At 65.1% G+C, this 26,085-nt stretch carries 22 protein-coding genes and 3 tRNA genes; 13 read left to right on the plus strand and 12 right to left on the minus strand.

Translation table 11 applies throughout. The features are described from left to right. The 9 genes from dnaA to MHEC_RS00045 form a co-directional block, all read left to right on the plus strand. On the plus strand, positions 1–1,353 hold a 1,353-nt coding region (dnaA, locus tag MHEC_RS00005; protein WP_201399381.1), incomplete at its 5' end, for a chromosomal replication initiator protein DnaA. Between the two features lie 484 nt (positions 1,354–1,837). Beyond that, complete coding sequence (gene dnaN / locus MHEC_RS00010) at positions 1,838–3,037, plus strand: DNA polymerase III subunit beta (protein WP_048891387.1); 1,200 nt, start codon at positions 1,838–1,840, stop codon at positions 3,035–3,037. Between the two features lie 8 nt (positions 3,038–3,045). Next, entirely contained in the window at positions 3,046–4,191 is a 1,146-nt protein-coding gene (gene recF, locus MHEC_RS00015; RefSeq protein WP_048891388.1) for a DNA replication/repair protein RecF, read from the plus strand. Then, the gene (locus tag MHEC_RS00020) at positions 4,188–4,736 is read left to right on the plus strand and encodes a DUF721 family protein (protein ID WP_048891389.1); all 549 of its coding nucleotides are present in this window, start codon (positions 4,188–4,190) and stop codon (positions 4,734–4,736) included. The genes recF and MHEC_RS00020 overlap by 4 nt, the downstream gene beginning before the upstream one ends. A 233-nt stretch (positions 4,737–4,969) precedes the next feature. Next, positions 4,970–6,997, plus strand: coding sequence for a DNA topoisomerase (ATP-hydrolyzing) subunit B (gene gyrB / locus MHEC_RS00025; RefSeq protein ID WP_048891390.1), 2,028 nt, complete (start codon positions 4,970–4,972; stop codon positions 6,995–6,997). A gap of 28 nt (positions 6,998–7,025) precedes the next feature. Then, on the plus strand, positions 7,026–10,121 hold the full coding sequence (gene gyrA / locus MHEC_RS00030) for an intein-containing DNA gyrase subunit A (protein WP_048891391.1): 3,096 nt from the start codon (positions 7,026–7,028) through the stop codon (positions 10,119–10,121). A 131-nt stretch (positions 10,122–10,252) separates the two neighbouring features. Beyond that, entirely contained in the window at positions 10,253–11,119 is an 867-nt protein-coding gene (locus tag MHEC_RS00035) for a DUF3566 domain-containing protein (protein ID WP_048891392.1), read from the plus strand. A 69-nt stretch (positions 11,120–11,188) separates the two neighbouring features. Beyond that, positions 11,189–11,262, plus strand: a tRNA-Ile gene (locus MHEC_RS00040). A 127-nt stretch (positions 11,263–11,389) separates the two neighbouring features. Then, positions 11,390–11,462, plus strand: a tRNA-Ala gene (locus MHEC_RS00045). Between the two features lie 7 nt (positions 11,463–11,469). On the opposite strand, the gene cwsA is transcribed toward MHEC_RS00045, so the two are convergent. After that, complete coding sequence (cwsA, locus tag MHEC_RS00050; RefSeq protein WP_048891393.1) at positions 11,470–11,898, minus strand: cell wall synthesis protein CwsA; 429 nt, start codon at positions 11,896–11,898, stop codon at positions 11,470–11,472. Between the two features lie 149 nt (positions 11,899–12,047). Here cwsA and MHEC_RS00055 point away from each other — a divergent pair, with 149 nt between their 5' ends. Continuing rightward, positions 12,048–12,596, plus strand: coding sequence for a peptidylprolyl isomerase (locus MHEC_RS00055; RefSeq protein WP_048891394.1), 549 nt, complete (start codon positions 12,048–12,050; stop codon positions 12,594–12,596). Here MHEC_RS00055 and MHEC_RS00060 read toward each other — a convergent pair. Both MHEC_RS00060 and crgA read right to left on the minus strand, forming a co-directional pair. Further along, positions 12,591–12,968 carry a PH domain-containing protein gene (locus tag MHEC_RS00060; protein ID WP_048891395.1) on the minus strand — a complete coding sequence of 126 codons (378 nt, stop codon included), beginning with the start codon at positions 12,966–12,968 and terminating at the stop codon, positions 12,591–12,593. The genes MHEC_RS00055 and MHEC_RS00060 overlap by 6 nt on opposite strands. 215 nt (positions 12,969–13,183) lie before the next feature. Then, a complete protein-coding gene (crgA, locus tag MHEC_RS00065) occupies positions 13,184–13,465 on the minus strand; it encodes a cell division protein CrgA (RefSeq protein WP_048891396.1) in 282 nt (93 codons plus the stop codon). Between the two features lie 96 nt (positions 13,466–13,561). Between crgA and MHEC_RS00070 the strand changes: the two genes are divergently transcribed. Both MHEC_RS00070 and MHEC_RS00075 read left to right on the plus strand, forming a co-directional pair. Next, entirely contained in the window at positions 13,562–14,311 is a 750-nt protein-coding gene (locus MHEC_RS00070; protein WP_048891397.1) for a DUF881 domain-containing protein, read from the plus strand. Positions 14,312–14,353: 42 nt separating this feature from the next. Then, a complete protein-coding gene (locus MHEC_RS00075; protein ID WP_048891398.1) occupies positions 14,354–15,034 on the plus strand; it encodes an aminodeoxychorismate/anthranilate synthase component II in 681 nt (226 codons plus the stop codon). Here the strand turns inward: MHEC_RS00075 and pknB are convergent. From pknB to MHEC_RS00110, 7 genes are all read right to left on the minus strand, one after another. Beyond that, the gene (gene pknB, locus MHEC_RS00080) at positions 15,012–16,892 is read right to left on the minus strand and encodes a Stk1 family PASTA domain-containing Ser/Thr kinase (RefSeq protein ID WP_048891399.1); all 1,881 of its coding nucleotides are present in this window, start codon (positions 16,890–16,892) and stop codon (positions 15,012–15,014) included. The genes MHEC_RS00075 and pknB overlap by 23 nt on opposite strands. After that, positions 16,889–18,199 carry a serine/threonine-protein kinase gene (locus MHEC_RS00085; protein WP_048891400.1) on the minus strand — a complete coding sequence of 437 codons (1,311 nt, stop codon included), beginning with the start codon at positions 18,197–18,199 and terminating at the stop codon, positions 16,889–16,891. The genes pknB and MHEC_RS00085 overlap by 4 nt, the downstream gene beginning before the upstream one ends. Further along, the gene (pbpA, locus tag MHEC_RS00090; RefSeq protein WP_048891401.1) at positions 18,196–19,671 is read right to left on the minus strand and encodes a D,D-transpeptidase PbpA; all 1,476 of its coding nucleotides are present in this window, start codon (positions 19,669–19,671) and stop codon (positions 18,196–18,198) included. The genes MHEC_RS00085 and pbpA overlap by 4 nt, the downstream gene beginning before the upstream one ends. Continuing rightward, positions 19,668–21,050, minus strand: a complete 1,383-nt coding sequence (locus tag MHEC_RS00095; RefSeq protein ID WP_275999530.1) for an FtsW/RodA/SpoVE family cell cycle protein — start codon at positions 21,048–21,050, stop codon at positions 19,668–19,670. Before MHEC_RS00095 ends, pbpA begins: the two co-directional genes overlap by 4 nt. A gap of 71 nt (positions 21,051–21,121) precedes the next feature. Next, positions 21,122–22,573, minus strand: coding sequence for a PP2C family protein-serine/threonine phosphatase (locus tag MHEC_RS00100; protein ID WP_201399383.1), 1,452 nt, complete (start codon positions 22,571–22,573; stop codon positions 21,122–21,124). Next, positions 22,570–23,037, minus strand: coding sequence for an FHA domain-containing protein FhaB/FipA (locus tag MHEC_RS00105; RefSeq protein WP_048892602.1), 468 nt, complete (start codon positions 23,035–23,037; stop codon positions 22,570–22,572). The genes MHEC_RS00100 and MHEC_RS00105 overlap by 4 nt, the downstream gene beginning before the upstream one ends. Before the next feature lie 127 nt (positions 23,038–23,164). Continuing rightward, entirely contained in the window at positions 23,165–24,691 is a 1,527-nt protein-coding gene (locus tag MHEC_RS00110; RefSeq protein ID WP_048892603.1) for a DUF3662 and FHA domain-containing protein, read from the minus strand. 260 nt (positions 24,692–24,951) lie between these two features. Between MHEC_RS00110 and MHEC_RS00115 the strand changes: the two genes are divergently transcribed. Then, a tRNA-Leu gene (locus tag MHEC_RS00115) sits at positions 24,952–25,037 on the plus strand. 23 nt (positions 25,038–25,060) lie between these two features. Here MHEC_RS00115 and MHEC_RS00120 read toward each other — a convergent pair. Together MHEC_RS00120 and MHEC_RS00125 are read right to left on the minus strand one after the other, a co-directional pair. Beyond that, on the minus strand, positions 25,061–25,402 hold the full coding sequence (locus tag MHEC_RS00120; RefSeq protein ID WP_048892604.1) for a GNAT family N-acetyltransferase: 342 nt from the start codon (positions 25,400–25,402) through the stop codon (positions 25,061–25,063). A gap of 180 nt (positions 25,403–25,582) precedes the next feature. Continuing rightward, on the minus strand, positions 25,583–25,999 hold the full coding sequence (locus tag MHEC_RS00125) for a WhiB family transcriptional regulator (RefSeq protein WP_048892605.1): 417 nt from the start codon (positions 25,997–25,999) through the stop codon (positions 25,583–25,585). Positions 26,000–26,085 lie beyond the last annotated feature (86 nt).

Genomic DNA, 26,085 nt, shown 5'->3' on the forward strand with positions numbered 1-26,085 from the left:
GTGCAGCCCCTCACCATCGTCGAAGGGTTTGCCCTGCTGTCGGTTCCCAGCAGTTTCGTCCAAAACGAAATCGAACGGCACCTGCGCACTCAGCTCACCGACGCGCTGAGTCGTCGGCTCGGTCAGCCAATCCAACTCGGCGTGCGCATTGCCCCACCGGAAACGGCCGAACCGCACGACGATGCCGTAACGCAACCGGACGACCCCCCGTTAGATTCCGACGAAGTCGACGAAGACCGGGAGGCGCTGGCCAGCGCCCACGAAAACTGGCCGGCCTATTTCACCGAACGACCGCGCAACGCAGACGCCGCAGCGGCCGGGGGAACCAGTTTAAACCGGCGTTACACGTTCGACACGTTTGTCATCGGTGCCTCGAACCGGTTCGCGCATGCCGCCGCCCTGGCAATTGCCGAAGCCCCGGCTCGCGCCTACAACCCGCTGTTCATCTGGGGAGAATCCGGCCTTGGAAAGACCCACTTGTTGCATGCAGCGGGCAATTATGCGCAACGACTTTTCCCCGGTATGCGAGTCAAATACGTCTCCACCGAAGAATTCACCAACGACTTCATCAACTCCCTGCGTGACGATCGCAAAGTCGCGTTCAAACGCAGCTACCGCGATGTCGACATCCTACTGGTCGACGACATTCAGTTCATCGAAGGCAAAGAAGGTATCCAGGAAGAGTTCTTCCACACGTTTAACACACTGCACAACGCCAATAAACAAATTGTCATCTCATCGGACCGGCCACCCAAACAACTTGCCACCCTCGAGGATCGGCTACGAACCCGTTTCGAATGGGGTCTCATCACCGACGTACAGCCACCTGAGCTGGAAACCCGGATCGCGATTTTACGCAAGAAAGCCCAAATGGAACGTCTTGCCGTACCCGACGACGTCCTGGAGCTCATTGCCAGCAGCATCGAACGCAACATCCGCGAACTCGAAGGCGCACTGATCCGAGTCACCGCCTTCGCGTCGCTCAACAAGACCCCCATCGACCGGGCATTGGCTGAGATTGTGCTCCGCGACCTGATTACCGACGCCAGCAGCATGCAAATCAGCGCCGCCACGATCATGGCAGCCACCGCCGAATACTTCGATACCACGGTCGAAGAACTTCGCGGGCCCGGCAAAACCCGGGCACTGGCCCAATCACGGCAAATCGCGATGTACCTCTGCCGAGAACTCACCGACCTATCGCTTCCGAAAATCGGTCAAGCATTCGACCGCGACCACACCACCGTGATGTACGCCGAACGCAAAGTCCGCGGTGAGATGGCCGAACGCCAAGAGGTATTCGACCATGTCAAGGAACTCACTACCCGCATCCGGCAACGCTCCAAGCGCTGACCGTCATCACAACGCCGCGACCCGATGTGCATAACTTGTGCATAAGCTCCGGCCGCGGTTCAACTACCGTGTCCACAGCGTGTACACCGATGCGCCATCCCCAATCACCGGCAACTGCCCACGCAACTATCAACGCGGCGATCCACACCTCGCCAGTGCGCCGAACAGCGCCGCAGCCCCGCTATCCCCACATTGCACAGGACCTATTACTGCTATTGAGATGTCACCTTCAAGTCTTTATCGAAGATGGCGCTGGGGACACCTCTCACCCGCACACGAACTCGGGAAGCCGGCGATCACCCGTCGGCACCGCCGACTAGCTTTCAAGATGGGCCCGGACGCTCTACGGTTGTTCTTCGACTGCCGATTACGGTCGCCACAGCGGATTGCGGCCGCAGGCGTTCGTCACCGGCGGCCCCCCGGTTCGCGGGGGCGGTTAGCCGTCTGATTTGAGGCTTGTTGTGATGGTGGTGAAGGGACCGGCATGGACGTGGCGACGACGAAAGTAGGCCTCAGCGACTTGAAGTTTCGATTAGTACGCGACGACTTCGCCGAGGCGGTGGCTTGGGTGGCCCGTACCCTGCCCACCAGGCCGGCGGTGCCGGTCCTGGCGGGAGTTTTGCTGACCGGCTCCGACGACGGGCTGGTGATTTCCGGTTTCGACTACGAGGTCTCCGCTGAAGTGCGGGTGGCCGCGGAAATAGCTTCTCCTGGAACGGTTTTGGTCTCCGGTCGGTTGTTGTCGGATATCACTCGCGCACTGCCGGACCGGCCGGTCGACTTTCACGTCGACGGTACGCGGGTGTCGCTTACATGCGGCAGCGCCAGGTTCTCACTGCCCACGATGGCGGTCGAGGATTACCCGGCGTTGCCGGCTCTGCCGGCGGAAACCGGGCGATTGTCCGCTGACGTGTTCGCCGAGGCGATTAGCCAAGTCGCGGTGGCGGCGGGACGGGATGACACCCTGCCGATGTTGACCGGTATTCGGCTGGAGATCTCGGGGGAAACGGTTGTTTTGGCCGCCACCGACAGGTTTCGGTTGGCGGTTCGTGAACTGACCTGGTCGGCGGTGTCGCCTGACGTTGAGGCGGCGGTACTGGTGCCGGCCAAGACGTTGGCGGAGGCGGCCAAGGCGGGCCTGGATGGCTCGGAGGTGCGATTGTCGTTGGGCGCTGGGGCGGGGGTCGGCAAAGATGGTCTGCTGGGCATCAGCGGCGACGGTAAGCGCACCACCACACGCCTGCTTGATGCCGAGTTCCCGAAGTTTCGCCAACTGTTGCCAACCGAGCACACCGCGATCGCTACGACAGGTGTGGCCGAGTTGACCGAAGCGATTAAGCGGGTTGCGCTGGTGGCCGAGCGTGGAGCCCAGATTCGGATGGAGTTTGCCGACGGGCTTTTGCGGCTCTCCGCCGGTGCCGACGACGTGGGCAGGGCCGAAGAAGACTTGCCGGTGGAATTCGTCGGCGATCCGCTGACCATCGCGTTCAACCCGACCTATCTGACGGAAGGGCTGGGGTCGTTGCATTCTGAGCGAGTGTCGTTCGGTTTTACCACTTCGAGCCGGCCCGCTCTGCTGCGTCCGGCGTCTGGTGACGAGCCCACGCCGAACGGTTCGGGGCCCTTCCCCGCTGTCGACAGCAGTTACGTTTATCTGTTGATGCCGGTACGTTTGCCCGGGTAAGGCATAGCGTGTACGTCCGGTATTTGGGATTGCGCGACTTCCGGTCATGGGCGGACACGGAACTGGATTTGCAGCCCGGCTGCACGGTGTTCATCGGCCCGAATGGGTACGGCAAAACAAATTTAGTTGAAGCGCTGTGGTATTCGTCGACTTTAACGTCGCATAGGGTGGCCACCGACATACCGTTGGTGCGCACCGGTGCGGCGCGGGCCGTGATCTCAACCATCGTGGTTAACGGCGGGCGGGAATGCGCGGTTGATGTGGAGATCAACACCGGGCGAGCGAACAAGGCAAGGCTCAACCGCTCATCGGTGCGTGGTGTCCGCGACGTGGTCGGGGTATTGCGGGCGGTGTTGTTCGCGCCGGAGGATTTGGCGTTGGTGCGCGGGGATCCGATGGATCGCCGCCGCTATCTCGATGATCTGGCCGCGCTGCGACGCCCGCGTGTCGCGGCGGTGCGGGCCGATTACGACAAAGTGGTGCGGCAGCGTACCGCGCTATTGAAAACCGTGACCGGTACCCGCCAACGCGATTCGGGCCTCATCGACACGCTAGACGTATGGGATAGCCGGTTGGCTGCACATGGTGCCGAATTGATGGCCGCCCGTATCGAGCTGATTAACGAGCTGGCACCCGAAGTCGAAAAGGCCTACCAGCTATTGGCGCCCGGATCCAGGACGGCGAGCATCGGTTATCGGGCGAGCATCGCTTTGGACGGTGGCGGGGATGCCGATCCACAGTTTCTGCAGGGGGCGCTGTTGTCGGCGCTGGCGCAGCGGCGCACAGTCGAGCTTGAACGTGGCGTGTGCTTGATCGGCCCGCACCGCGACGATCTGGACGTGCAACTCGGTGATCAGCCGGCTAAAGGCTTTGCCAGCCACGGGGAATCGTGGTCGCTGGCGTTGGCGCTACGGTTCGCGGCCTATGAATTGTTACGCCGGGACGGCAGCGAACCGGTGCTATTGCTTGATGACGTGTTCGCCGAACTCGACACCACACGGCGGCGGGCATTAGCCGCCGTTGCTGCGGCGGCGGAGCAGGTGTTAGTCACCGCTGCGGTAGCCGAGGACATCCCGAAAGACTGGGACGCCCGGCAGGTTCTGATCGGCTTGCGTGACGACGACGGCGGCCGAGTCTCGGTGATACGGCCATGACCGACTCCGTCAACGACCGCGAGCCACCGATGCCAGTGGGTATGGATTTGGTGCGGCGCACACTCGAGGAAGCCCGTGAGGCCGCGCGGCTGCGCGGCCGCGACGTTGGTCGTGGGCGAAAAGCACCGGTTACGCATCGGGTCGCCGGCGCCGGAAACCGGCGCCGGTGGTCAGGACCGGGGCCGGATCCCCGCGATCCGCAGCCACTCGGGGCGGTGGCGCGAGAGCTGGCCAAACAGCGCGGGTGGTCGGCCAGGGTGGCCGAAGGCACGGTGCTGGGCCAATGGGCGTCGGTCGTCGGGCATCAGATCGCCGACCACGCCACCCCCACCGGGCTGAACGACGGCGTGTTGAAGATAGCGGCCGAGTCGACGGCCTGGGCCACCCAGTTGCGGATTATGCAGGCGCAACTGCTGGCGAAAATTGCCGCCGCGGTCGGCGACGGTGTTGTGACGTCGCTGAAAATTTCGGGTCCGGCGGCGCCGTCGTGGCGTAAAGGTCCGTTACATATTGCCGGCCGGGGTCCGCGCGACACCTACGGTTGAGGCTGGCACGCCGGGCGGGATTTATCGGCTCAGAACCGCCAGGAGCGCAGCGATCGGCTCGGCTGCCGTCAGGACCTGCATGCCATCAAGATGGTCAGCACACGGCGCGGTCAGCTGGGTAGAAACACCCCGGGAAAATCGGTGCTGTCCGCTCGTAACGGTAGACTGGAGCCACGATGCTGCTGCGGTGACTGGACCGCTCGCACGCGACCCCCAAGGAGAGCTTTCCAACCGTGGCTGCCCAGAAGAAGAAGGCACAAGAGGAATACGACGCCCAGTCCATCACCATTCTCGAGGGGTTGGAGGCTGTCCGTAAACGCCCGGGCATGTATATCGGGTCGACCGGCGAACGTGGCCTGCATCACCTTATTTGGGAGGTCGTGGACAACGCCGTCGATGAAGCGATGGCCGGCTACGCCACCAGGGTCGACGTGGTGCTGCTCGCAGATGGCGGGGTCGAAGTCCGCGACGACGGCCGGGGCATTCCGGTCGCGATGCACGCGTCCGGGATACCCACGGTTGACGTAGTGATGACCCAGTTGCACGCCGGCGGCAAATTCGACTCCGAGGCGTATGCGATATCGGGCGGCTTGCACGGGGTCGGTGTGTCGGTTGTCAATGCGCTGTCGACCCGATTGGAGGTCGAAATCTGCCGCGACGGCTATGAGTGGTTCCAGTTCTACGACCACTCCGTGCCGGGCACTCTCAAACAGGGCGCTAAGACCAAGAAAACCGGTTCCACAGTGCGGTTTTGGGCCGACCCCGAGGTCTTCGAAACCACCGAATACGATTTCGAGACCGTCGCCCGCCGACTGCAGGAGATGGCCTTTCTTAACAAGGGGCTGACCATCACACTGACCGACGAGCGAGTCACCCAGGACGAGGTCGTCGACGAGGTGGTCAGCGATGTGGCCGATGCACCAAAATCCGCGGAGGAGCGTGCAGCCGAATCGGTTGCGCCGCATAAAGTTAAACATCGCACGTTCCATTACCCGGGCGGTCTGGTCGACTTCGTCAAGCACATCAACCGCACCAAGAACCCGATCCACTCCAGCATCGTCGACTTCTCCGGCAAGGGCCCGGGGTGTGAGGTCGAGATCGCTATGCAGTGGAACGCCGGCTACTCGGAGTCCGTGCATACCTTCGCCAACACCATTAACACCCACGAAGGCGGCACCCACGAAGAGGGTTTCCGGGCCGCGCTCACGTCCGTGGTCAACAAGTACGCCAAGGACCGAAAACTACTAAAAGACAAGGATCCGAACCTCACCGGCGACGACATCCGGGAGGGCTTGGCTGCGGTGATTTCGGTCAAGGTCGCCGAACCGCAGTTCGAGGGCCAGACCAAGACGAAGCTCGGAAACACCGAAGTCAAGTCGTTCGTGCAGAAAGTATGCAACGAACAGCTCACCCACTGGTTCGAATCCAACCCATCTGACGCCAAGACCGTCGTCAACAAGGCGGTTTCCTCGGCGCAGGCGCGCATCGCCGCGCGAAAAGCCCGAGAATTGGTGCGCCGCAAAACGGCGACAGACATTGGCGGACTGCCCGGCAAGCTGGCCGACTGCCGTTCCACCGATCCGCGTAAGTCGGAACTGTATGTGGTGGAAGGTGATTCGGCAGGCGGTTCGGCGAAGAGCGGTCGCGACTCGATGTTTCAAGCTATCTTGCCGTTGCGCGGCAAGATCATCAATGTCGAGAAGGCCCGCATCGACCGGGTGCTCAAAAACACCGAAGTGCAGTCGATCATCACCGCGCTCGGCACCGGGATTCACGACGAATTCGACATCTCCAAGCTTCGCTACCACAAGATCGTGTTGATGGCCGACGCCGATGTCGACGGCCAGCACATCTCCACGCTGCTGTTGACGCTGCTGTTCCGGTTCATGCGGCCGCTGATCGAAAACGGGCATGTGTTCTTGGCGCAACCGCCGCTGTACAAGCTCAAATGGCTGCGCGCCGAACCGGAATTCGCCTACTCCGATCGCGAACGGGACGCCCTGCTGGAAGCCGGGCTGAAAGCCGGAAAGAAGATCAACAAGGACGACGGCATCCAGCGCTACAAAGGGCTCGGTGAGATGGACGCCAAGGAGTTGTGGGAAACCACAATGGATCCCTCGGTCCGGGTGCTGCGGCGGGTCACCCTCGATGACGCCGCCGCGGCTGACGAGCTGTTCTCCATCCTGATGGGCGAGGACGTCGACGCCCGGCGGAGCTTTATCACCCGCAACGCGAAGGATGTTCGCTTCCTTGACGTCTGACCCGCGGCTGATCGCAAGCGAGGAATAGATGACCGACACCACGCTGCCCCCCGGGGATGATTCGCTCGACCGGGTGGAACCGGTCGACATCCAGCAGGAGATGCAGCGCAGCTACATCGATTACGCGATGAGCGTGATCGTCGGCCGGGCGTTGCCCGAAGTGCGCGACGGCCTCAAACCGGTGCACCGCCGGGTGCTTTACGCCATGTACGACTCCGGCTTCCGCCCGGATCGCAGCCACGCCAAGTCGGCGCGGTCGGTGGCCGAGACGATGGGCAACTATCACCCGCACGGCGATGCGTCGATCTACGACACGTTGGTGCGGATGGCGCAGCCGTGGTCGATGCGCTATCCACTGGTCGACGGCCAGGGCAACTTCGGTTCCCCAGGTAACGACCCGCCGGCCGCGATGCGCTACTGCGTCACCGGAGATGCGGTGGTCGCACTACCCGAGGGCCAGTCAGTGCGCATCGCCGACATCGTGCCAGGTGCGCACCCCGACAGCGACAACGCGATCGACCTGAAAGTGCTCGACCGCCACGGTAATCCTGTGCTCGCCGACCGGCTGTTCCACTCGGGCGAGCATCCGGTGTACACGGTCCGCACAATCGAAGGTCTGCACGTAACGGGCACCGCCAACCACCCGTTGCTGTGTTTGGTCGATGTCGCGGGCGTGCCGACCCTGCTGTGGAAACTGATCGAAGAAATCAAGCCGGGCGATTACGCGGTAATCCAACGAAGCGCATTAAGCGTCGACCGTGCAGGTTGTGGGCGCGAAAAACACGAATTCTCGCCCACAACCTACACGGTGGGCGTCCCTGGACTGGCGCGCTTCCTGCAAGCACACGACAGCGACCCGGACGCCCGTGCCATTGCGACCGAGCTGACCGACGGGCGCTTCTACTACGCGAGAGTCGCAAGTGTGACCCATGCGGGCGTCCAGCCGGTCTATAGCCTCCGCGTCGATACCGAGGACCACGCATTCGTCACCAACGGCTTCGTCAGTCACAACACCGAGGCGCGGCTCACTCCGCTTGCGATGGAGATGCTGCGTGAAATCGATGAGGAGACAGTCGATTTCATCCCGAACTACGACGGGCGAGTGCAGGAGCCGACGGTGCTGCCGAGCCGGTTTCCCAACCTGCTGGCTAATGGCTCGGGCGGCATCGCGGTCGGGATGGCGACCAACATCCCGCCGCACAACCTGCGGGAACTCGCCGAAGCGGTGTTTTGGTGCCTGGACAACTTCGACGCCGACGAAGAAGCGACGCTCAAGGCGGTCACCGAGCGGGTCAGGGGGCCGGACTTTCCCACCGCCGGGTTGATTGTGGGCACCCAGGGCATAGCCGAGGCCTACACCACCGGTCGCGGTTCGATCCGGATGCGCGGCGTGGCCGAGATCGAGGAGATCGCAAAGGGCCGAACCGCATTGGTCATCACCGAGTTGCCGTATCAGGTCAACCACGACAACTTCATCACCTCGATCGCCGAGCAGGTCCGCGACGGCAAGCTTTCCGGAATCGCCAACATCGAAGACCAAAGCAGCGACCGGGTGGGCCTGCGCATCGTCATCGAGCTCAAACGCGACGCGGTGGCCAAGGTGGTGCTGAACAACCTCTACAAGCACACCCAGCTGCAGACCAGCTTCGGCGCCAACATGCTCGCCATCGTCGACGGCGTGCCGCGCACGCTCCGGCTGGACCAGCTGATCCGCTACTACGTCGACCATCAGCTCGACGTGATCGTGCGGCGCACCCGATACCGGCTGCGCAAGGCCAACGAACGCGCCCACATCCTGCGCGGGCTGGTCAAGGCGCTCGACGCCCTCGACGAGGTGATCGCACTGATCCGGGCGTCGGAGACGGTTGACATTGCCCGAGCTGGTCTGATCGAGCTGCTCGAGATCGACGAAATCCAGGCCCAGGCGATCCTGGACATGCAGCTGCGCCGGCTGGCCGCGCTGGAACGCCAGCGCATCATCGATGACCTGGCCAAGATCGAGGCCGAGATCGCCGACCTGGAAGACATCCTGGCCAAACCCGAGCGGCAACGCCGAATCGTGCGCGACGAGCTCGCCGAGATCGTCGACAAACATGGTGATGACCGCCGCACCCGCATCGTCGCCGCCGACGGCGAGGTCAGCGACGAGGATCTGATCGCGCGCGAGGACGTGGTCGTCACCATCACCGAAACCGGGTACGCCAAACGCACCAAGACCGACCTGTACCGCAGCCAGAAACGCGGCGGCAAAGGAGTTCAGGGGGCGGGCCTCAAGCAGGACGACATCGTCGCGCACTTTTTCGTCTGCTCCACGCACGACTGGATCCTGTTCTTCACCAGTCAGGGCCGGGTCTACCGGGCGAAGGCCTACGAGCTGCCGGAGGCCGCTCGCACGGCGCGCGGTCAGCATGTGGCCAACCTGCTGGCATTCCAGCCGGAGGAACGCATCGCTCAGGTGATCCGGATCCGCAGCTACACCGACGCCCCGTATCTGGTGCTGGCCACTCGCAACGGGTTGGTGAAGAAGTCCAGGCTCACCGAGTTCGATTCCAACCGCTCGGGCGGGATTGTGGCGATCAACCTCCGCGACGGTGACGAACTCGTCGGCGCGGTGCTCTGCTCGGCAGACGACGACCTGCTGTTGGTGTCGGCCAACGGCCAATCCATCCGGTTCTCGGCAAACGACGAAGCGTTGCGGCCAATGGGCCGGGCCACCTCCGGTGTACAAGGCATGCGGTTCAATACCGACGACCGGTTGCTGTCGCTGAACGTGGTCCGGGAAGACACCTATCTATTGGTCGCCACCTCGGGTGGCTATGCCAAGCGCACCGCGATCGAGGAATACCCGATACAGGGACGCGGCGGCAAAGGGGTGCTGACGATTCAGTACGACCCCCGGCGCGGCAAGCTGGTGGGGGCGTTGATCGTTGATGACGACACCGAGGTCTACGCCATCACTTCCGGGGGAGGGGTGATCCGCACCGCGGCCCGGCAGGTCCGCAAGGCCGGGCGGCAGACCAAGGGTGTGCGGTTGATGAACTTGGGTGAGGGCGACACACTGGTAGCCATTGCACGCAATGCCGAGGAAACCGACGCCGCCGAGGAACCGGACCATCACGCCTAGGCTGACGATACGATGCCGAGGTGGGCGTTTGCGCTTGCCGGGCCGGGGCGGGCAGTCCCAATCGACCCGACGCCGAAGCGGCCGCCGTCACCGCCCGGGCGGCCCGGGTACACAGGTAAGGAGCCGGGGCGATGACTTCACCGAACGAGCCGGGATACCCCAGACCCGGCGATAACCTGGGCGAGCGCAATGGCTCTCCCGATCGTGGCGGCCCGCACACACCCGCGCCGGGAATCGCCGACACCGGTCGGGTGCCCGAAATCGGCGACCGGCGGCCGCGGCGCCCCGACCGGCCCCATCCACCACAACGCTCGGCACCGGAAACCTCGCCGAACGCCGAACCCCGTGCGGGTGGCCAATCCGGCGAGGTCGGGGCCCGGCTGAACCGGTTCATCACCGGGACTGCCGCGCCCGCGGCCTTCGCTGCGCCGCGACCGGAGCCGGCCCACCCGGAACGCGGCGAGGAGGGCCGGCATGGCGATGCGTACCTCAGCGAATTGCCCGATCTGTCCGGGCCTTCGCCGCGGTCAGGGCAGCGCCAACCGGCATCCGAGCAGCCAACCGACGCAGCGCCATCGCCGGGCCGGCCGACGGGACCGGAGCCGCGGTTCACGGTGGCCCGGAGACCCCGCGGCCCGGTTCGCGCCAGCATGCAACTGCGCAGGATCGATCCGTGGAGCACGTTGAAGGTGTCGCTGGTGCTATCGGTGACGCTGTTTTTCGTGTGGATGATCGCGGTGGCGTTCCTTTATCTGGTGCTGGGCGGCATGGGCGTGTGGAGCAAGCTGAACAGCAACGTCGGCGACTTGCTTACCAACGCTGGCGGTGGTACCAGGGGTGAGCTGGTTTCCGGCGGCACGATCTTCGGAGGCGCGGCGCTGATCGGCCTGGTCAATATTGTCTTGCTGACAGCAATGGCCACCGTAGGCGCGTTCATCTACAACCTGACGACGGACTTGATCGGCGGTATCGAGGTGACGCTGGCTGACCGAGACTAGTGCCGGTAATCGTGTTTGGGCAGTGTGCGGCCGGTACGGTAATCTCGTCGCTCGGCCGTGCGGGAGTACGGGCCTATAGCTCAGGCGGTTAGAGCGCTTCGCTGATAACGAAGAGGTCGGAGGTTCGAGTCCTCCTAGGCCCACTGTCATGTGTTTTTCCCGACGCGCCGCGAAAGTCGCGACACTGCTCGCCGTTATCGGTGTGGTGGTGACGGTGGTACGGTGCCGCCGCGGCGTCGAGGTGTGGCACGTGGCCGCGGAGTGTGACGAGGGGCCTTAGCTCAGTTGGTAGAGCGCTGCCTTTGCAAGGCAGAAGTCAGGGGTTCGAATCCCCTAGGCTCCACCCTTGATCACGGTTTTGGTTGCACGTCGACGCTGGGCGGCCGCGGCGACGGCTCGTTGCGTGACGAGCGCCGGACGACCGAGAACGCGACAGCACCAGCGGCCAGAACCACTGCCGTCACCACACCCGCGAGGACCCAGGGCCGCTTGCTGCGACGCCGGGATCGGCGTGCATGCTGCAGGGCTGCGGGAAGGCCGGACACCACCTCGCCGGCGGCCGCCAGTTCCTGGGTGAGGGTCTGCTGGGCGCCGGCGAGGTCACGCGCCAGCCGGCCCTCTCGGTACCGCCGGAGCAGGTTGGCGGCGCCCACTTGAGCGGAGTGAGCACCCAGCCCGACGACACCGCGGGTGATATCCACCGGACCGACCGCCGTATAGGCCAGGCCACGGGTCAACCGCTGTCGCGGGGTCAGCCGACCATTGGCCGTCAAGCTCATAGCGCGCCTTCCTGTCGCTGTGTGTCCGAACCCATCCCAGCCTGCCATCATCGACGACGCCCGTGTGCGCGACGAGCTCGGCTGCTGGTGTTCGGGCGCCTGCCGTGGGCAGCGTCGCGGGGGACCCGGTGCGGGCGGGCGCGTGCGCAATGGCAGACTCGGCTGCCGTGACTACCAGCCCCATTCAGACCGCTACCGCTACGTTGCATACCAACCGCGGTGACATCAAGATCGCCCTGTTCGGTAACCATGCGCCCAAGACCGTCGCTAACTTCGTGGGTTTGGCCCAAGGCACCAAGGAATACTCGAGCCAGAACGCCTCTGGCGGCACCTCCGGCCCGTTCTACGACGGCGCGGTGTTTCACCGGGTAATCAAGGGGTTCATGATCCAGGGCGGCGATCCGACCGGCACCGGTCGGGGCGGCCCGGGCTATAAGTTCGCCGACGAGTTCCACCCCGAGCTGCAGTTCGACCGGCCCTATCTGCTGGCGATGGCCAATGCCGGACCAGGCACGAACGGGTCGCAGTTCTTCATCACCGTCGAAAAGACGCCGCACCTCAACCGGCGGCACACGATCTTCGGCGAGGTGATCGACCCGGAGTCGCAGAAGGTTGTCGACGCGATCGCCGGCACGCCCACCGACGGCAACGACCGGCCGACCGAGCCTGTCGTCATCGAATCGGTCACGATCTCATGAGCTGGTTTCGCTGACCTCCGGACCGGCGTAGCCTGCGGCGGTGAGCGCGTCAAGCACCTCCAGCGGGTCGGTGCCCAGGTCCCAGCGGGAGAAAATCCGCAGCTGGTCGTCGACGGTCTCGATCTCGAGCAGCCGGAGTTTGCGCCCGATGCGGCGGAACTCGACAATCCGAATGATCTTGACCTGGGGGCGCCGCAATAGCTGCGTTCGCAGCCATCCGCGCACGACAAGCCCGTCGGCCGTGATTGCCAGCTTTGGGCGCGCGCGCCACGAAACGCTTGCAAACAAGATCAAACCCGCGGCGGCAATACCTGTGAAAATCCTGCCAGGAATGTCTGTGACAAGCGTCACAGACCCGATAGCCATCAGCATCCCTGCGGCGCCGCAGCCTGCGATGGCGGCTGTTCGGGGCGCCCAGTGCGTTTGCTGAACCAAGCCGCTAGACCCTCTCACCACCGGCGATGCGGTTATCCACAAGCGCTATCAACAATGGGGATGAATCACATTCGTGTGATTGGATGACGGTAAGGTTGCCAGCACAGAAACGATTCCCGCCGAAGATGAATTCATCACGGTACGCGCATCGGTCAGTGCCAGCGCATTGTGAGCAACAGACCGGTGATCATGAAAGCAAACGCGATCGCGTAGTTCCACGGGCCGAGGTCTGACATCCAAGTCAGCACGGTGGGGGTCTGGCTGCCGGCGGCGGCTAGTTGAAACACCATCAGCCAGACCAGCCCGATCAGCATCAGGCCCACGAACAACGCGACGAACCACATGCTCGACGGCCCGGCCTTGACCTTGACCGGCGTGCGGCTCACCGCGGAGGCGGTGAAGTCCCTGCGCTTGCGGACTTTCGACTTGGGCATTGATACCTCGGCGAAACCTCGGACACTCGAACGGGGCGGATGCAACGATAGCGGCTACGAGATTAACGCACACGCCGCGCAGGAAACGGAAAGCCGATGACCAGCCCGGGCCACACGCGCTCCCCGTGGCGATTCGCGGTACCGCTAGTGTGGATGCTGGCCGGTCTGCTGCTGGCGGCCACCCACGGCGTGTCGGGGGGCAGCGAGATCCGCCGCAGCGATGCCCCGCGGCTGGTCGACCTGGTTCGCGCGGAACAGTCGTCGGTAGACCGGCTCGGCAGCGAGCGAGATGCGCTGGCCGCCAAGATCGATTCGACGCATGGTCGCTCTGCGGACAGCGCATTGGCGGCGATGCGGGCGCGCTCGGCGGAACTCACCGGCGAGGCCGGGCTGGATCCGGTCCACGGGCCCGGCTTGGTGGTAACGCTTAGCGACGCCCAGCGCGACGCCAACGGCCGGTTCCCCCGCGACGCATCCCCCGACGACTTGGTGGTGCACCAGCAGGACGTGGAGGCGGTGCTCAACGCGCTGTGGAGCGCCGGCGCGGAAGCCATCCAGATCCAAGACCAACGCGTCATCGCTACCTCGGTACCGCGCTGCGTCGGAAATACCTTGTTGCTCAACGGACGTACCTATAGCCCGCCCTACACGATCAGCGCCGTCGGCGATGCCGCGGCCATGCAGGCGGCGTTGGCCGCCGCTCCCCTGGTCGCGCTCTACAAGCAGTACGTGATCCGCTTCGGTCTCGGCTACGACGAGCAGGTCAAACCCGACGTGCGGATTGTCGGCCACACCGAACCGCTGCGCATGCATGTCGCTCAGCCCGTCGGCCCGCTGGGCTACTGAGCCCGAAAGCCCGCACCCGGCAGGCGATAGGCTGACATCGTGGTGCGGATCTTGGTCGTCGACAACTACGACAGCTTCGTGTTCAACCTGGTGCAGTATCTCGGCCAGCTCGGCGTCGAGGCCCAGGTGTGGCGCAACGACGACACCAGGTTGAGCGACCAAGCCGCCGCGGCCGCCCAATTCGACGGGGTGCTGCTCAGCCCGGGTCCGGGCACACCCGAGCGCGCGGGGGCGTCGATCGGCCTGGTGCGGGCCTGCGCCGCCGCGCGCACCCCGCTGCTGGGCGTGTGCTTGGGGCATCAGGCGATCGGGGTGGCATTCGGGGCCACGGTCGACCGCGCACCCGAGCTCCTGCACGGCAAAACCAGCAGCGTATTCCACACGAATATCGGTGTGCTGCAAGGACTTCCGGATCCTTTCACGGCGACCCGATATCATTCGCTGACGATCTTGCCGGAGACCTTGCCGCCCATGCTGGAGGTGACGGCCCGGACCCGCAGTGGGGTGATCATGGGGGTGCAGCACACGGACCTGCCGATCTACGGGGTGCAGTTTCACCCGGAGTCCATCCTCACCGAGGGCGGGCACCGGATGTTGGCCAACTGGCTGGCCTGTTGCGGGCAGCCCTTCGACGACATCCTGGTGCGGCGGCTGGAAAGCGAGATTCTGAAAACCACAGCCACGGCACGGCCGCTGACGGCTACTGACCGAACTTCAGCGTGATGGCGCCGTCTTTGTTCACGCCCTGGCCCGCCGCCGGGCTCTGATACACCACCCGGTTGTGCTTGTCGCCCCCGGCGTCGACATCGGCCCCCTTGACCAGCACACCCGTCCAGCCCAGCGCGCGCAGCTGCGGTTCGGCGTCGGTCCAGAACAACCCGGACAGGTCAGGCATCACGAACTGGTTGCCCTTGGAGACCTGCAACTCGATCACCGAATCCACCGGAACCGTCGCGCCCGCAGGAGGATTGGTGCCGATTACGTCGCCGGCCGGGCGGGGGCTGTCCACCGCCGCCTGGCTGAATTTGGTGAACCCGTAGACGGTGAGGTTTTTCTGCGCGAGGTCAACGGTTTGGCCGGCCACGTCCGGGATCTGCTTGGTGGCCGGCCCCGACCCGACGACGATCGTGATCACGTTGGTGATGGCCGACGTCTGGTTGGCCGGTGGATTGGTGCCGACGACGCGGCCCTTGAGCTCCGGGGTCGAAGGCGAGCTGGCCTGCTTGAAGCGGCCAAATCCGGCGGCGGTCAGCTTCTTGACCGCGTCGGCGTAGCTCAGCGAAGACACGTCAGGCACCTCGCGCTGCTCGGGGCCCGTCGACACGTTGATAGTGATCTCTTCGCCCGCACTCACCGACGCGTTGGCAGCCGGCTCGGTGCCGATCACGTGGTCGGGTGGCACCGTGGAATCCGGTTTTTGCTGGGTGCGGGTCTTAAAGCCGCGGTTTTGCAGTGCCGCGATCGCGTCGGCTGAGACTTGCCCGCGCACGTCGGGCACCTGCACGTTGCGGGTGTTGCCGCCGAAGGTGTTGATGAGGATGGTGACGACGACGGTCAACACGGCCAGCGCGGCAACCGCGATCAACCAGCGGCGCACCGAGCCGGCATCGCGATCCGGGGCGAAATCAAGCTGCTGGCGCGGCAGCGGGTCGGTGTGCGGCCCCGCCGGACCGCCCGGCGCCCCCGACGCCAGCATCGATGTGCGCTCGGCGGCGGTGAGCACTTTGGGCGCCTCGGGTGGTTCACCGTTGTGCACCCGGATCAGGTCGGCCCGCATCTCGGCGGCGGTCTGGTATCGGTTGTCCGGGTTCTTGGCCAGCGCCTTGAGCACGACAGCGTCGAGGTCGGCGGAGATGCCCTCGCGGCGCTGCGACGGCGGAATCGGGTCCTCGCGCACGTGCTGATAAGCGACCGCGACCGGCGAGTCACCGACGAAAGGTGGCTCGCCGGTGAGGATTTCGTAGAGAACACACCCCAGTGAGTAGACGTCGGAGCGGGCATCGACCGGGTTGCCGCGAGCCTGCTCCGGGGACAGGTACTGCGCGGTCCCGATCACCGCCGCGGTCTGGGTGACACTGTTGCCGCTGTCGGCGATCGCCCGGGCGATCCCGAAGTCCATCACCTTCACCGCACCGGTGGTGCTGATCATGATGTTCGCCGGTTTGACGTCGCGGTGGATGATGCCGTGCTGGTGTGAGAAATTCAGCGCCTGGCAGGCGTCGGCGATGACCTCGATGGCGCGGTGGGGCGGCATCGGGCCGTCGGTGTGCACGATGTCGCGCAGGGTGACGCCGTTGACGTACTCCATCACGATGTAGGGCAGCGGACCGGCGGGTGTTTCCGCTTCGCCGGTGTCATATACGGCGACGATGGCCGGGTGGTTCAGCGCGGCCGCGTTTTGCGCTTCACGCCGGAAGCGCAGATAGAAGCTGGGATCGCGGGCAAGGTCGGCGCGCAACACCTTGACCGCGACGTCACGGTGCAGTCGGAGGTCGCGGGCCAGGTGAACCTCCGACATGCCACCAAAACCCAGGATTTCGCCGAGTTCGTAGCGGTCGGACAGGTGCTGCGGAGTGGTCATCGCGGTGTCTCGGGTCGGGCCGGCGAGACGGGAGGGGGCGGTGTCAGCGCGGCGGCCCAGCGAAGTAGGGCTTGCTTGCTCTGCTGTCCAGGATTACTGGTCGGGGCGTGATCAGTCCAATCGGACGGCTGCGCGGGGGCGGATCCGCTGGACGTGGTGCTGGGCGGGGTCCCGGTATCGGTGACCGTCGGGGTGGATTGCTGGGGCTGGATGTTCTCGTCGTGCGAGTTGATCACGATCAGCACCGCGATGATGATCGCCAGCGCCCCCAGCACTCCAGCGGCCCACAGCAGCGCACGCTGCCCGGAGGAGAAGGTGCGGCGCGGCGGCGGCGGACGATGCCCCGCGGTCGCCGGGCGGGCTCGGCGGGCGGCGGGCACCCGACCGGTGGGGTTAGCGGCGGCCCTCGACGGGCCGCTGGACGGAATGGCCGCCGGAGTGGCCCGCCCGGTTTGGCTCGGTCGTGGTGGTCGGCGGCCCGCACGCACCGCGGCGACGGCGTCAGCGAACGGTCCCCCGCTCTTGTAGCGCAGCTGCGGGTTCTTGACCAACGTGATTTCGATGAGCTCCCGCACATTGGGCGGCACGTCGTTGGGCAGCGGCGGCGGCGGCTCTTTGATGTGCTTCATCGCCACTGTCAAAGCGCCGTCACCGGTGAAGGGGCGTTTACCCGAAACCGATTCGTAGCCAACAACTCCCAGCGAATAGACGTCACTGGCCGGGGTGGCGTCGTGGCCGAGGGCCTGCTCGGGAGCGATGTATTGAGCGGTGCCCATCACCATGCCGGTTTGGGTTACCGGTGCCGCGTCGACGGCTTTGGCGATACCGAAGTCGGTGATCTTGACCTGGCCGGTGGGCGTGATCAAGATATTGCCCGGTTTGACGTCGCGGTGCACGAGCCCGGCGGCATGCGCGACCTGAAGCGCGCGGCCGGTCTGCTCGAGCATGTCCAGCGCGTGCCGCAGCGAGAGCTTGCCGGTGCGTTTCAGCACAGAGTTCAACGGCTCGCCGTTGACCAGCTCCATCACCAGGTAGGCGGTGCGTCCCTCACCGTTGAGGGTGGTTTCGCCGTAGTCGTGGACGCTGGCGATCCCGGGATGGTTGAGCATTGCGGTGGTGCGTGCCTCGTTGCGAAACCGCTCTAAAAACTCGGGGTCCTGGGAGAACTCCTGCTTGAGCACCTTCACCGCCACACGCCGGCCCAGCCTGCTGTCGACCGCTTCCCACACCTGACCCATGCCGCCGGTGGCAATGAGGCGCTGGAGGCGATACCGCCCGGACAGCGTCACACCTACTCGCGCGGTCATGGCCCTCCCTGCAGCGCAGCCTCGATCACGGCGCGTCCGATCGGCGCGGCGAGGGCGCCACCAGTCGCGGATGGTCGCTCAGCTCCGCCTTCCACCAGTACCGCGACGGCCACCTTCGGCAAGTACGCCGGCGCGAAGGCGATGTACCACGCATGTGGCGGAGTGTGACGCGGGTCGGTGCCGTGCTCTGCGGTACCGGTCTTGGATGCGATCTGCACGCCGGGGATGGCCCCTTTCTGCTGTGTGACTGACTCGGCGCCGACCATCAATTCTGTTAGCTTAGCCGCGACCTGCGGTGAAACCGCACGGCGCTGCTGGTGTGGGGCGGTGCTGCTGATGTTAGCCAGATCCGGTCCTTGGAGGCTGTTGACCAAGTAGGGCTGCATGATGACGCCGGCGTTGGCGATCGCCGCGGCGACCACGGCGTTTTGCAGCGGGGTCAGCGCGACGTCCTTTTGACCGATGCTCGACATCCCCAGCGCGGCGGCATCGGCGATAGGGCCAACGGTTGATTCGGCGACCTGCAGCGGGACGGGCTCGGGCGCAGTGTCGAACCCGAACGCCTGGGCAGTGCTGCGCAGTGCCTCGGTGCCGGTCGCGATGCCCAACTGGACGAAGGCGGTATTGCAGGACCGGGCGAAGGCCTCGCGCAGCGACACCGTCGGCTCGGCGCCGCACGGCGTGCCGCCGAAATTCTCCAGGGTGGCGGTGCTGTCGGGCAGCGGAATCGTGGGCGCGGAGGTGAGCTGGTCGTCCTCGGTCATCCCGGCCTGCAGGGCAGCCGCGGTGGTGATCACCTTGAATGTCGATCCGGGCGGGTAGGTCTCTGCGATAGCGCGATTGGTCAGTGGGGCAGCGGGGTCGTCGCGCAGCCGCTGCCAGGCCCGCAACTGTTCGTCGGGATTGTGCGACGCCAACTGGTTGGGGTCGTAAGACGGTGACGACACCAGCGCTAGGATCTTGCCCGTCGACGGTTCCAGCGCCACCACCGCCCCTTTGCAGGGGCCGCCGCAGCCTTGCTGCAGCGCATCCCAGCCGGCCTGCTGCACCCGGGGGTTGATGGTGGTGTCGACATTGCCGCCGCGCGGGTCGCGACCGGTGAAGAAGTCGGCCAGCCGGCGACCGAACAGCCGCTCATCGGAGCCGTTGAGCACCGGGTCTTCGGCGCGTTCCAGGCCCGTGCTGGAATAGCGCAGTGAGTAAAAACCCGTAATCGGCGCGTACACAGAAGGATTGGGGTATACGCGCAGGAATTTGTAGCGATTGTCGGTGGCCACCGAATAGGCCAGCAGTTGTCCGCCGGCGGTGATCTGACCGCGTTGTCGCGAATATTCGTCGAGCAGCACTCGCTGGTTTCGCGGGTCGGCGCGCAAACCGTCGGCGGTGAACACCTGGGTGAAGGTGGCATTGAGCAACAGCAGCACCATCAACGCCATCACGGTGACGGAGACCCGGCGCAAAGAGGCGTTCATACCCGCTCGATCACCTCGGTGCTGGCCGCCGCAATCGGCGACGTGGCGCGCGACGGGGTGCGGAAAGGTCGCCGGGCCGCATGCGAGATCTGCACGAGGATCGCCAGCAACGCGTAGTTAGCGAGCAGCGACGAGCCGCCGTAGGACATCCACGGTGTGGTCAGCCCGGTCAACGGGATCAGGGTCGTCACGCCGCCGACGACGATGAACAGCTGGATGGCCAGCGTCGACGCCAACCCGGCCGCCAGCAGCTTGCCGAAGCTGTCGCGTACCGCGATCGCGGTGCGCAGGCCCCGGATGATCACGATGGTGTAGAGCATCAGCAGGCTGGCCAGCCCCACCAGCCCCAGCTCTTCGCCGAATGCGGCGATGATGAAATCGGTTGATGCCGCCGGCACCGTGTCGGGTTGGCCGTTGCCCAGACCCGTGCCGAAGATGCCGCCGGTAGCAAAGCTGAACAGCGACTGCACGATCTGATAGCCGCTGCCCTCAGGGTCGGCGAACGGAGACAGCCAGGTCTGCACGCGAAGCCGGACATGGGCGAAAAGAAAATACGCTGCAACGCTTCCCACGGCGAACAGGGCCAAACCGATAATCACCCAACTGAATCGCTGGGTGGCCAGATACACCATCGTCAGGAACGACACGTAAAGCAACAGCGAAGTGCCGAGGTCCTTTTCGAAAATCATCACGCCCACCGAGATGACCCATGCAGCCACGAGCGGCGCGAGGTCACGGGGCCGGGGCAGGTCCATGCCCATCACGTGCTTGCCGGCGCTGGTGAACAGGCGGCGTTTGGCGACCAGCACCGCGGCGAAGAAAATCAGCAGCAGGATCTTCGAGAATTCAGCAGGCTGAATCGAAAAGCCCGGCAAGCGAATCCAGATTTTCGCACCGTTCTGTTCGGAAAACGACGACGGTAGCAACGCCGGAATGGTCAAGATCACCAAGCCTGCGACGCCGCACGTGTAGCCGTAGCGGGCAAGGCGGCGGTGGTCCGGCAGTAACCACACCACCAGCGCGAAGCCGGTCACGCCCACCAGCGTCCACAGCATCTGCTGGTTGGCACTGGGATGGGTGCGGCCGCCGAGCGTGGCGCTGGTGACGTCGAGACGGTGGATCATCACCAGGCCCAGGCCATTGAGCAACGCGACCACCGGCAGCAGCAGCGGGTCCGCATAGGGGGCAAAACGTCGCACCGTTAGATGCGCGCAGGTGAACAAGGTGAAGAAAGCCACCGCGTAACCGGCTAGGTCCCAATGCAATCCGCGTTCTTGATTGGCTTGCACGATGAGCAGCGCCGCGGCGGTGATGGCGGTGGCGAAGCCCAATAGCAACAGTTCGGCATTGCGCCGGGTCGGCAGGGCAGGTGTCACCATGATTGGCGGCTGCGGCGCTGTGCTCACTGTGTGCCGCTCCTCATCATCCCTGCGCCCCGCGTCGCCGCCACTCATGCCGCCGCCCGGCAATCGGTGCCCGGCTGCAGTGGCGGCTGCGGATTCGCCCTGGCGGGAGGCGCGGGGGCTGAGGAGTCGGTGGAATCGGGAGACTGGGGGTGCGGCGGGGTGGCGGTGGTGCTGGGCGTGGGGGCGCGGCTGGTCGCGGGCGGTGGCGAGGTGGCGCGTGGCGGCGGGCACGGGGGTAGCAGTGAGTTCGTTGATAATTCGCGCAGCTGCGCGATCGCGTCGTCAAGGCTGCCGGCTGGCAGCCCGGCCGCCACCTGCGCACGTTCGGCGGGTCGCAGATCCTCCAGCTTCATCAGGTGGCAGCCCAGGTGGTCTTTGGACTGGCCGTAGCTGATCTGGGACAGCTGATTGCCGTTGAGGCAGCCCAGCAGGTACGGCTTGTGCAGGGGCAAGCCCAGAATCGACTGCGGAATGCCGCGCATGATGGACACGTTGCCCTCGTATCCGGCGACATAGTAGTTGTTGCGGATGATGGCCCGGCTGATCGCAAGACCCGCCAGCACCAGCAGCACCAGCAGTGTGATAGCCATCGCCATCCGCCGACGCGACCGGATCGGCTGAGTGAATGTATCTCCGTGGGGCAGAATATGTTTGGTGACATCTTTGCGGGGGCTGATGGCGGATGCCCGGCCGGCGGCGGTGTCGGGCCGGGTCAGTTGGTCCTGGTAATCGGAGTCTGCGGAAACCGCGCCCGCTACGATCGGCTGAGTCGGACCGTAGTCGTGGTCGACGACATCGGCGACCACCACGGTCACGTTGTCCGGTCCGCCGCCGCGCAAAGCCAGTTCGATGAGGCGGTCTGCGGCATCGTTGACGTCGGGGATCTTCAGCGCCTCAAGGATGGTTTCGTCGCTGACCGGGTCGGATAATCCGTCCGAGCACAACAGGTATCGGTCACCCGCCCGTACCTCGCGCATGGTCAGCGTCGGCTCCACCTCATGGCCGGTGAGGGCGCGCATGATCAGGGAGCGCTGCGGGTGGCTGTGCGCTTCTTCCGGGCTGATGCGGCCTTCGTCGACCAAGGTCTGCACGAAGGTGTCGTCTCTGGTGATCTGGGTCAACTCGCCGTCGCGCAGCAGGTAGCAGCGCGAGTCGCCGATGTGCACCAGCCCCAGGCGATCGCCGGCGAACAGGATCGCGGTGAGCGTGGTACCCATCCCCTCCAGGTCCGGCTCCAGCTCGACGTGCGCGGCGATCGCCGAATTGCCTTGCTGCACAGCGTCGTGGAGCTTGCCGAGCAGATCGCCGCCGGGCTCGTCATCGTCGAGTTGAGCCAGCGCGGCAATCGCCAGCTGCGACGCCACTTCGCCGGCGGCGTGACCACCCATGCCGTCGGCCAGCGCCAGCAGCCGTGCTCCCGCATACACCGAGTCCTCGTTGTTGGAACGCACCAGGCCGACATCGCTGCGGGCCGCGTAACGCAGAACCAGTGTCACGGGCGCAACTCGATTACCGTTTTGCCGATTCGAACCGGGGTTCCAATCGGAACTCGTACCGCCGTCGTCACCTTCGCCCTGTCAAGGTAAGTGCCGTTGGTCGATCCTAGATCCTCGACATACCATTCTGAGCCACGCTGGGACAGTCGCGCGTGCCGCGTCGACGCATAGTCGTCGGTGAGCACCAACGTCGAATCGTCCGCGCGTCCGATCAGCACCGGTTGCCCGCTGAGGCTGATGCGCGCGCCGGCGAGCGAGCCCTCGGTGACCACCAAGTGGCGGGGCACGTTGCGGCGCTGTCGCGACGGCATGAGCGCACTGCGAAACGTCAGGCCACGGCGGGCCATGACCGCGCCGGTGGGCGCGTAAATATCAGTGCGCAGGATCCGCAGCACCGACCAGATGAAAACCCATAACAGCAACAAGAACCCGGCACGCGTCAGCTGCAGAACCAATCCCTGCATCCGGCGTCCTCTCCGTCCCGGCGCTGCACACCTCGTGCTCGCGGTGGGCGAGCACGTCAGCAACGTCACGATACTTGGACGGTGGCCGACTCGGGGCGAAGCTTGATAGCTTCGCCGCACGGTCAGCTCACTGAAAGTGGACGATGATCTCGGAGTGGCCCAACCGGATCACATCACCGTCGGCCAGCTGCCATTCCTGCACCGGCGCGTTGTTGACGGTGGTGCCGTTGGTGGAGTTCAAGTCGGTCAGCAGAGCGACCTGCCCGTCCCACCTGATCTCAAGGTGACGGCGCGACACACCGGTATCGGGCAGCCGGAACTGGGCGTCTTGCCCGCGGCCGATGATGTTGCTGCCTTCGCGCAGCTGGTATGTCCGCCCGCTGCCGTCGTCGAGCTGAAGTGTGACCGTCCTGCCGGTAGACGCATAGCCGGTCTCCCCGTAACCGCCGTACCCGGCCCCGCCGGGTTGGCCGTAGTCGTAGTCGCGGGCGGCCGGCTCCGCGTACCCGCCGCCGGGCGGCGCATACCCGCCACCGGGCTCGCCGTAGCGGCCGTAATCGGGTTGGCCGTAATCCTGGCGGCCGTACCCGGGCCCGTAGCCTTCGTAACCGGGTTCGGGATACGCGCCACGTTCGGGCGGCTGGCCATAACCGGCGCCTTCGTCAGGCCGAGCCGGACCGCGACCGTAGTCGTACTCGCCGTAACCGGCGCCGGCCGGCGGGCCGTAGCCGCCTTGCCGATACCCCGGGTCGTAGCCGGGTGCGCCGTAACCGGCAGGGGGCCGTTGCTCATACGGCGGCGGGTAACCGCCCTGATCCGGATAACCGCCCTGATCGGGATAGCGTGGCGGCTCGCCGTAGCGTCCCTGCTCCGGATACCCGCGCTGGTCGGGGTATCCCCGCTGGTCGGGGTAGCCGCCCTGGTCGGGGTAGCCGCGTTGGTCGTACCCGCCTTGGTCGGGGTAGGCACCCTGATCGGGGTATGCGCCGTGTTCCGGTGGCCGGGGTGGATAACCGGACGGCGGGTAGCCACCCGATTCCGGCGGGTAACCGCCGCGGGGTTCTTGCCCACCACGCGATTCCTGGCCACCGCGCGGATCGTCTTGCGGACGCCCGTAGCGGTCGTCGTAGTATTCGTCGCCGGGCCGCCCCTGCCCCTGGCCGCCGCGATAGCTGGAATTCTCAGTCATTGGTGGTACTCCTGGTTCTGCGCTTAACGCATGATCTGATTGTGGCGGGGCAAAATCATGGGATGCCGGGCGGGGCTCGACGTCGGGGTTGACAACGCCGCGGGTGCGGAACTGGCCGGTGTGCAGGCTCGGGGACTGCTCGAACCGGACAACCACATCACCATATGTTTGCCACCCCTGTTCCCCGATATATCCCGCCAACTGTTTAGCAAAAGTCTCCGCCGTAATGGCCGGATCGGTGCCGAGCTTCTGGTAGTCGTGGGCACCGAGAGTAATGACGTATTCGTTGGGCGCCAACAGGCGATTGCCCTGAAGCGACCGTACCCCGTCGGCAGCCTCGCGGCGCAACATGGCGTCGACCTCTTCCGGGACGATCGATCCGCCGAACACCCGGGCAAACGCATCCCCGACAGTGACCTCAAGTTTGCGCTCGATGCGCTGAACCAGCCCCTTGGGGGTACCCATATCCAGCGCTCGCCTCACTTGTCCTTCTATATTGCTGCTGCCGGGCCAGATGGTTCACGGGCCCGGCCCAGCACCCATCTGCTAACCAAGCCATGGTATCGGCCCACCGCGCCCGTGCGGCACCTCGAGAACTGCGAAAATCGGATTATTGCAGGTCAGATCATGTCGGCGGGCACCGGCTCGGCACTCGGTGCCACCGCAGTCCATGGACAGCGGTTGGGGAGGGAGCCGATTAGAGTGGTAGTCTCCACCGGTTGTTCGGGCGAGTGGCGGAACGGCAGACGCGCTGGCTTCAGGTGCCAGTGTCCTTCGGGACGTGGGGGTTCAAATCCCCCTTCGCCCACCATTTTTCCAGGGTGGCCGGTTTAGCTAGCTAGTCGGTAGGTCGCGCGCCCACTGTTTGATCTCGGGTGTGACCGGATCGGTGATGTCACTGAATTCCGGGTGCTTGGCAAGGACGCCGGCCACCATGGGACATACCGCGACGATGCGCTTGCCATCCCGGCGGGTCGCATCCAGCGCCTGCTCCACCAGGATGGTCCCCAGGCCGCGTCCGCCGAAGTCGTTGTCGATCTCGGTGTGGTAGAACACGCGCTGATCATCGCGGTCGGCGACGGCCGCGTGACCAACGGTCTTGCCCTCGACGGCGATGGTGTATTTGCCCTGCTCGGCACAGACCGCGGTTTGCGCACCGGTCTTATCGGTCGTCATGGACGGATCCTTTCTTCCGGCGGCTCTTCTGCGACGGGCGGGGCACCCGCAGCAGAAGCCGGGGCGGCAATGTCTGGTAACCGGTTCCAGCACATCACGACGTTTCGGTAACCGAGTACTGCCCAACTGTAGAAGCCGCCCGGGCCACATCCTCGGCCGCCGGCAGGGGACTGTCCGGGGTTATGCCGCCGACCGCGGTCCGACCCGGGCCGGCGGCAAGTGAAACACGATGGCGGGCACCGGAACAGCGTGGTCCTGACGACGGGCGAGCAGCGCGGCATTCTCCGGCAGCTGGCGGGAGTTGATCTCGCCGGCAGCGATGCGACGCAGGATGTCGTGAGCGCGAGCAAGCTGCTCGCGTTTGCGGTACTGTCCGCCGGGAAGTTTGACGCCCGCCCACACGCCGTACTCCTCCCGGTGCTCGACCGCGTATCGCGCGCAAACACGCTGCTGCGCCAATGGGCACCGCCGCAAGCACAGCAGTCGTGCCTCGGTGGCGGACTGCTCATACGCGCGTGCCTTGGCCGCGCCGTCGCCGCTGTCATCATCGTTGTAGCCAAACCACAGGTCTGGGTTGGTGGAGCACGGATACCCCATGTGCGTCTCCTTGTCGAGCAAAACGTAGATGAAACTGTATATGCAAACAGCGAAGGACGCAACCGGACCGGTGCAAAAGCAGATAT

Origin of the sequence: Mycobacterium heckeshornense (assembly GCF_016592155.1) — a bacterium.
Lineage (GTDB): Bacteria > Actinomycetota > Actinomycetes > Mycobacteriales > Mycobacteriaceae > Mycobacterium > Mycobacterium heckeshornense.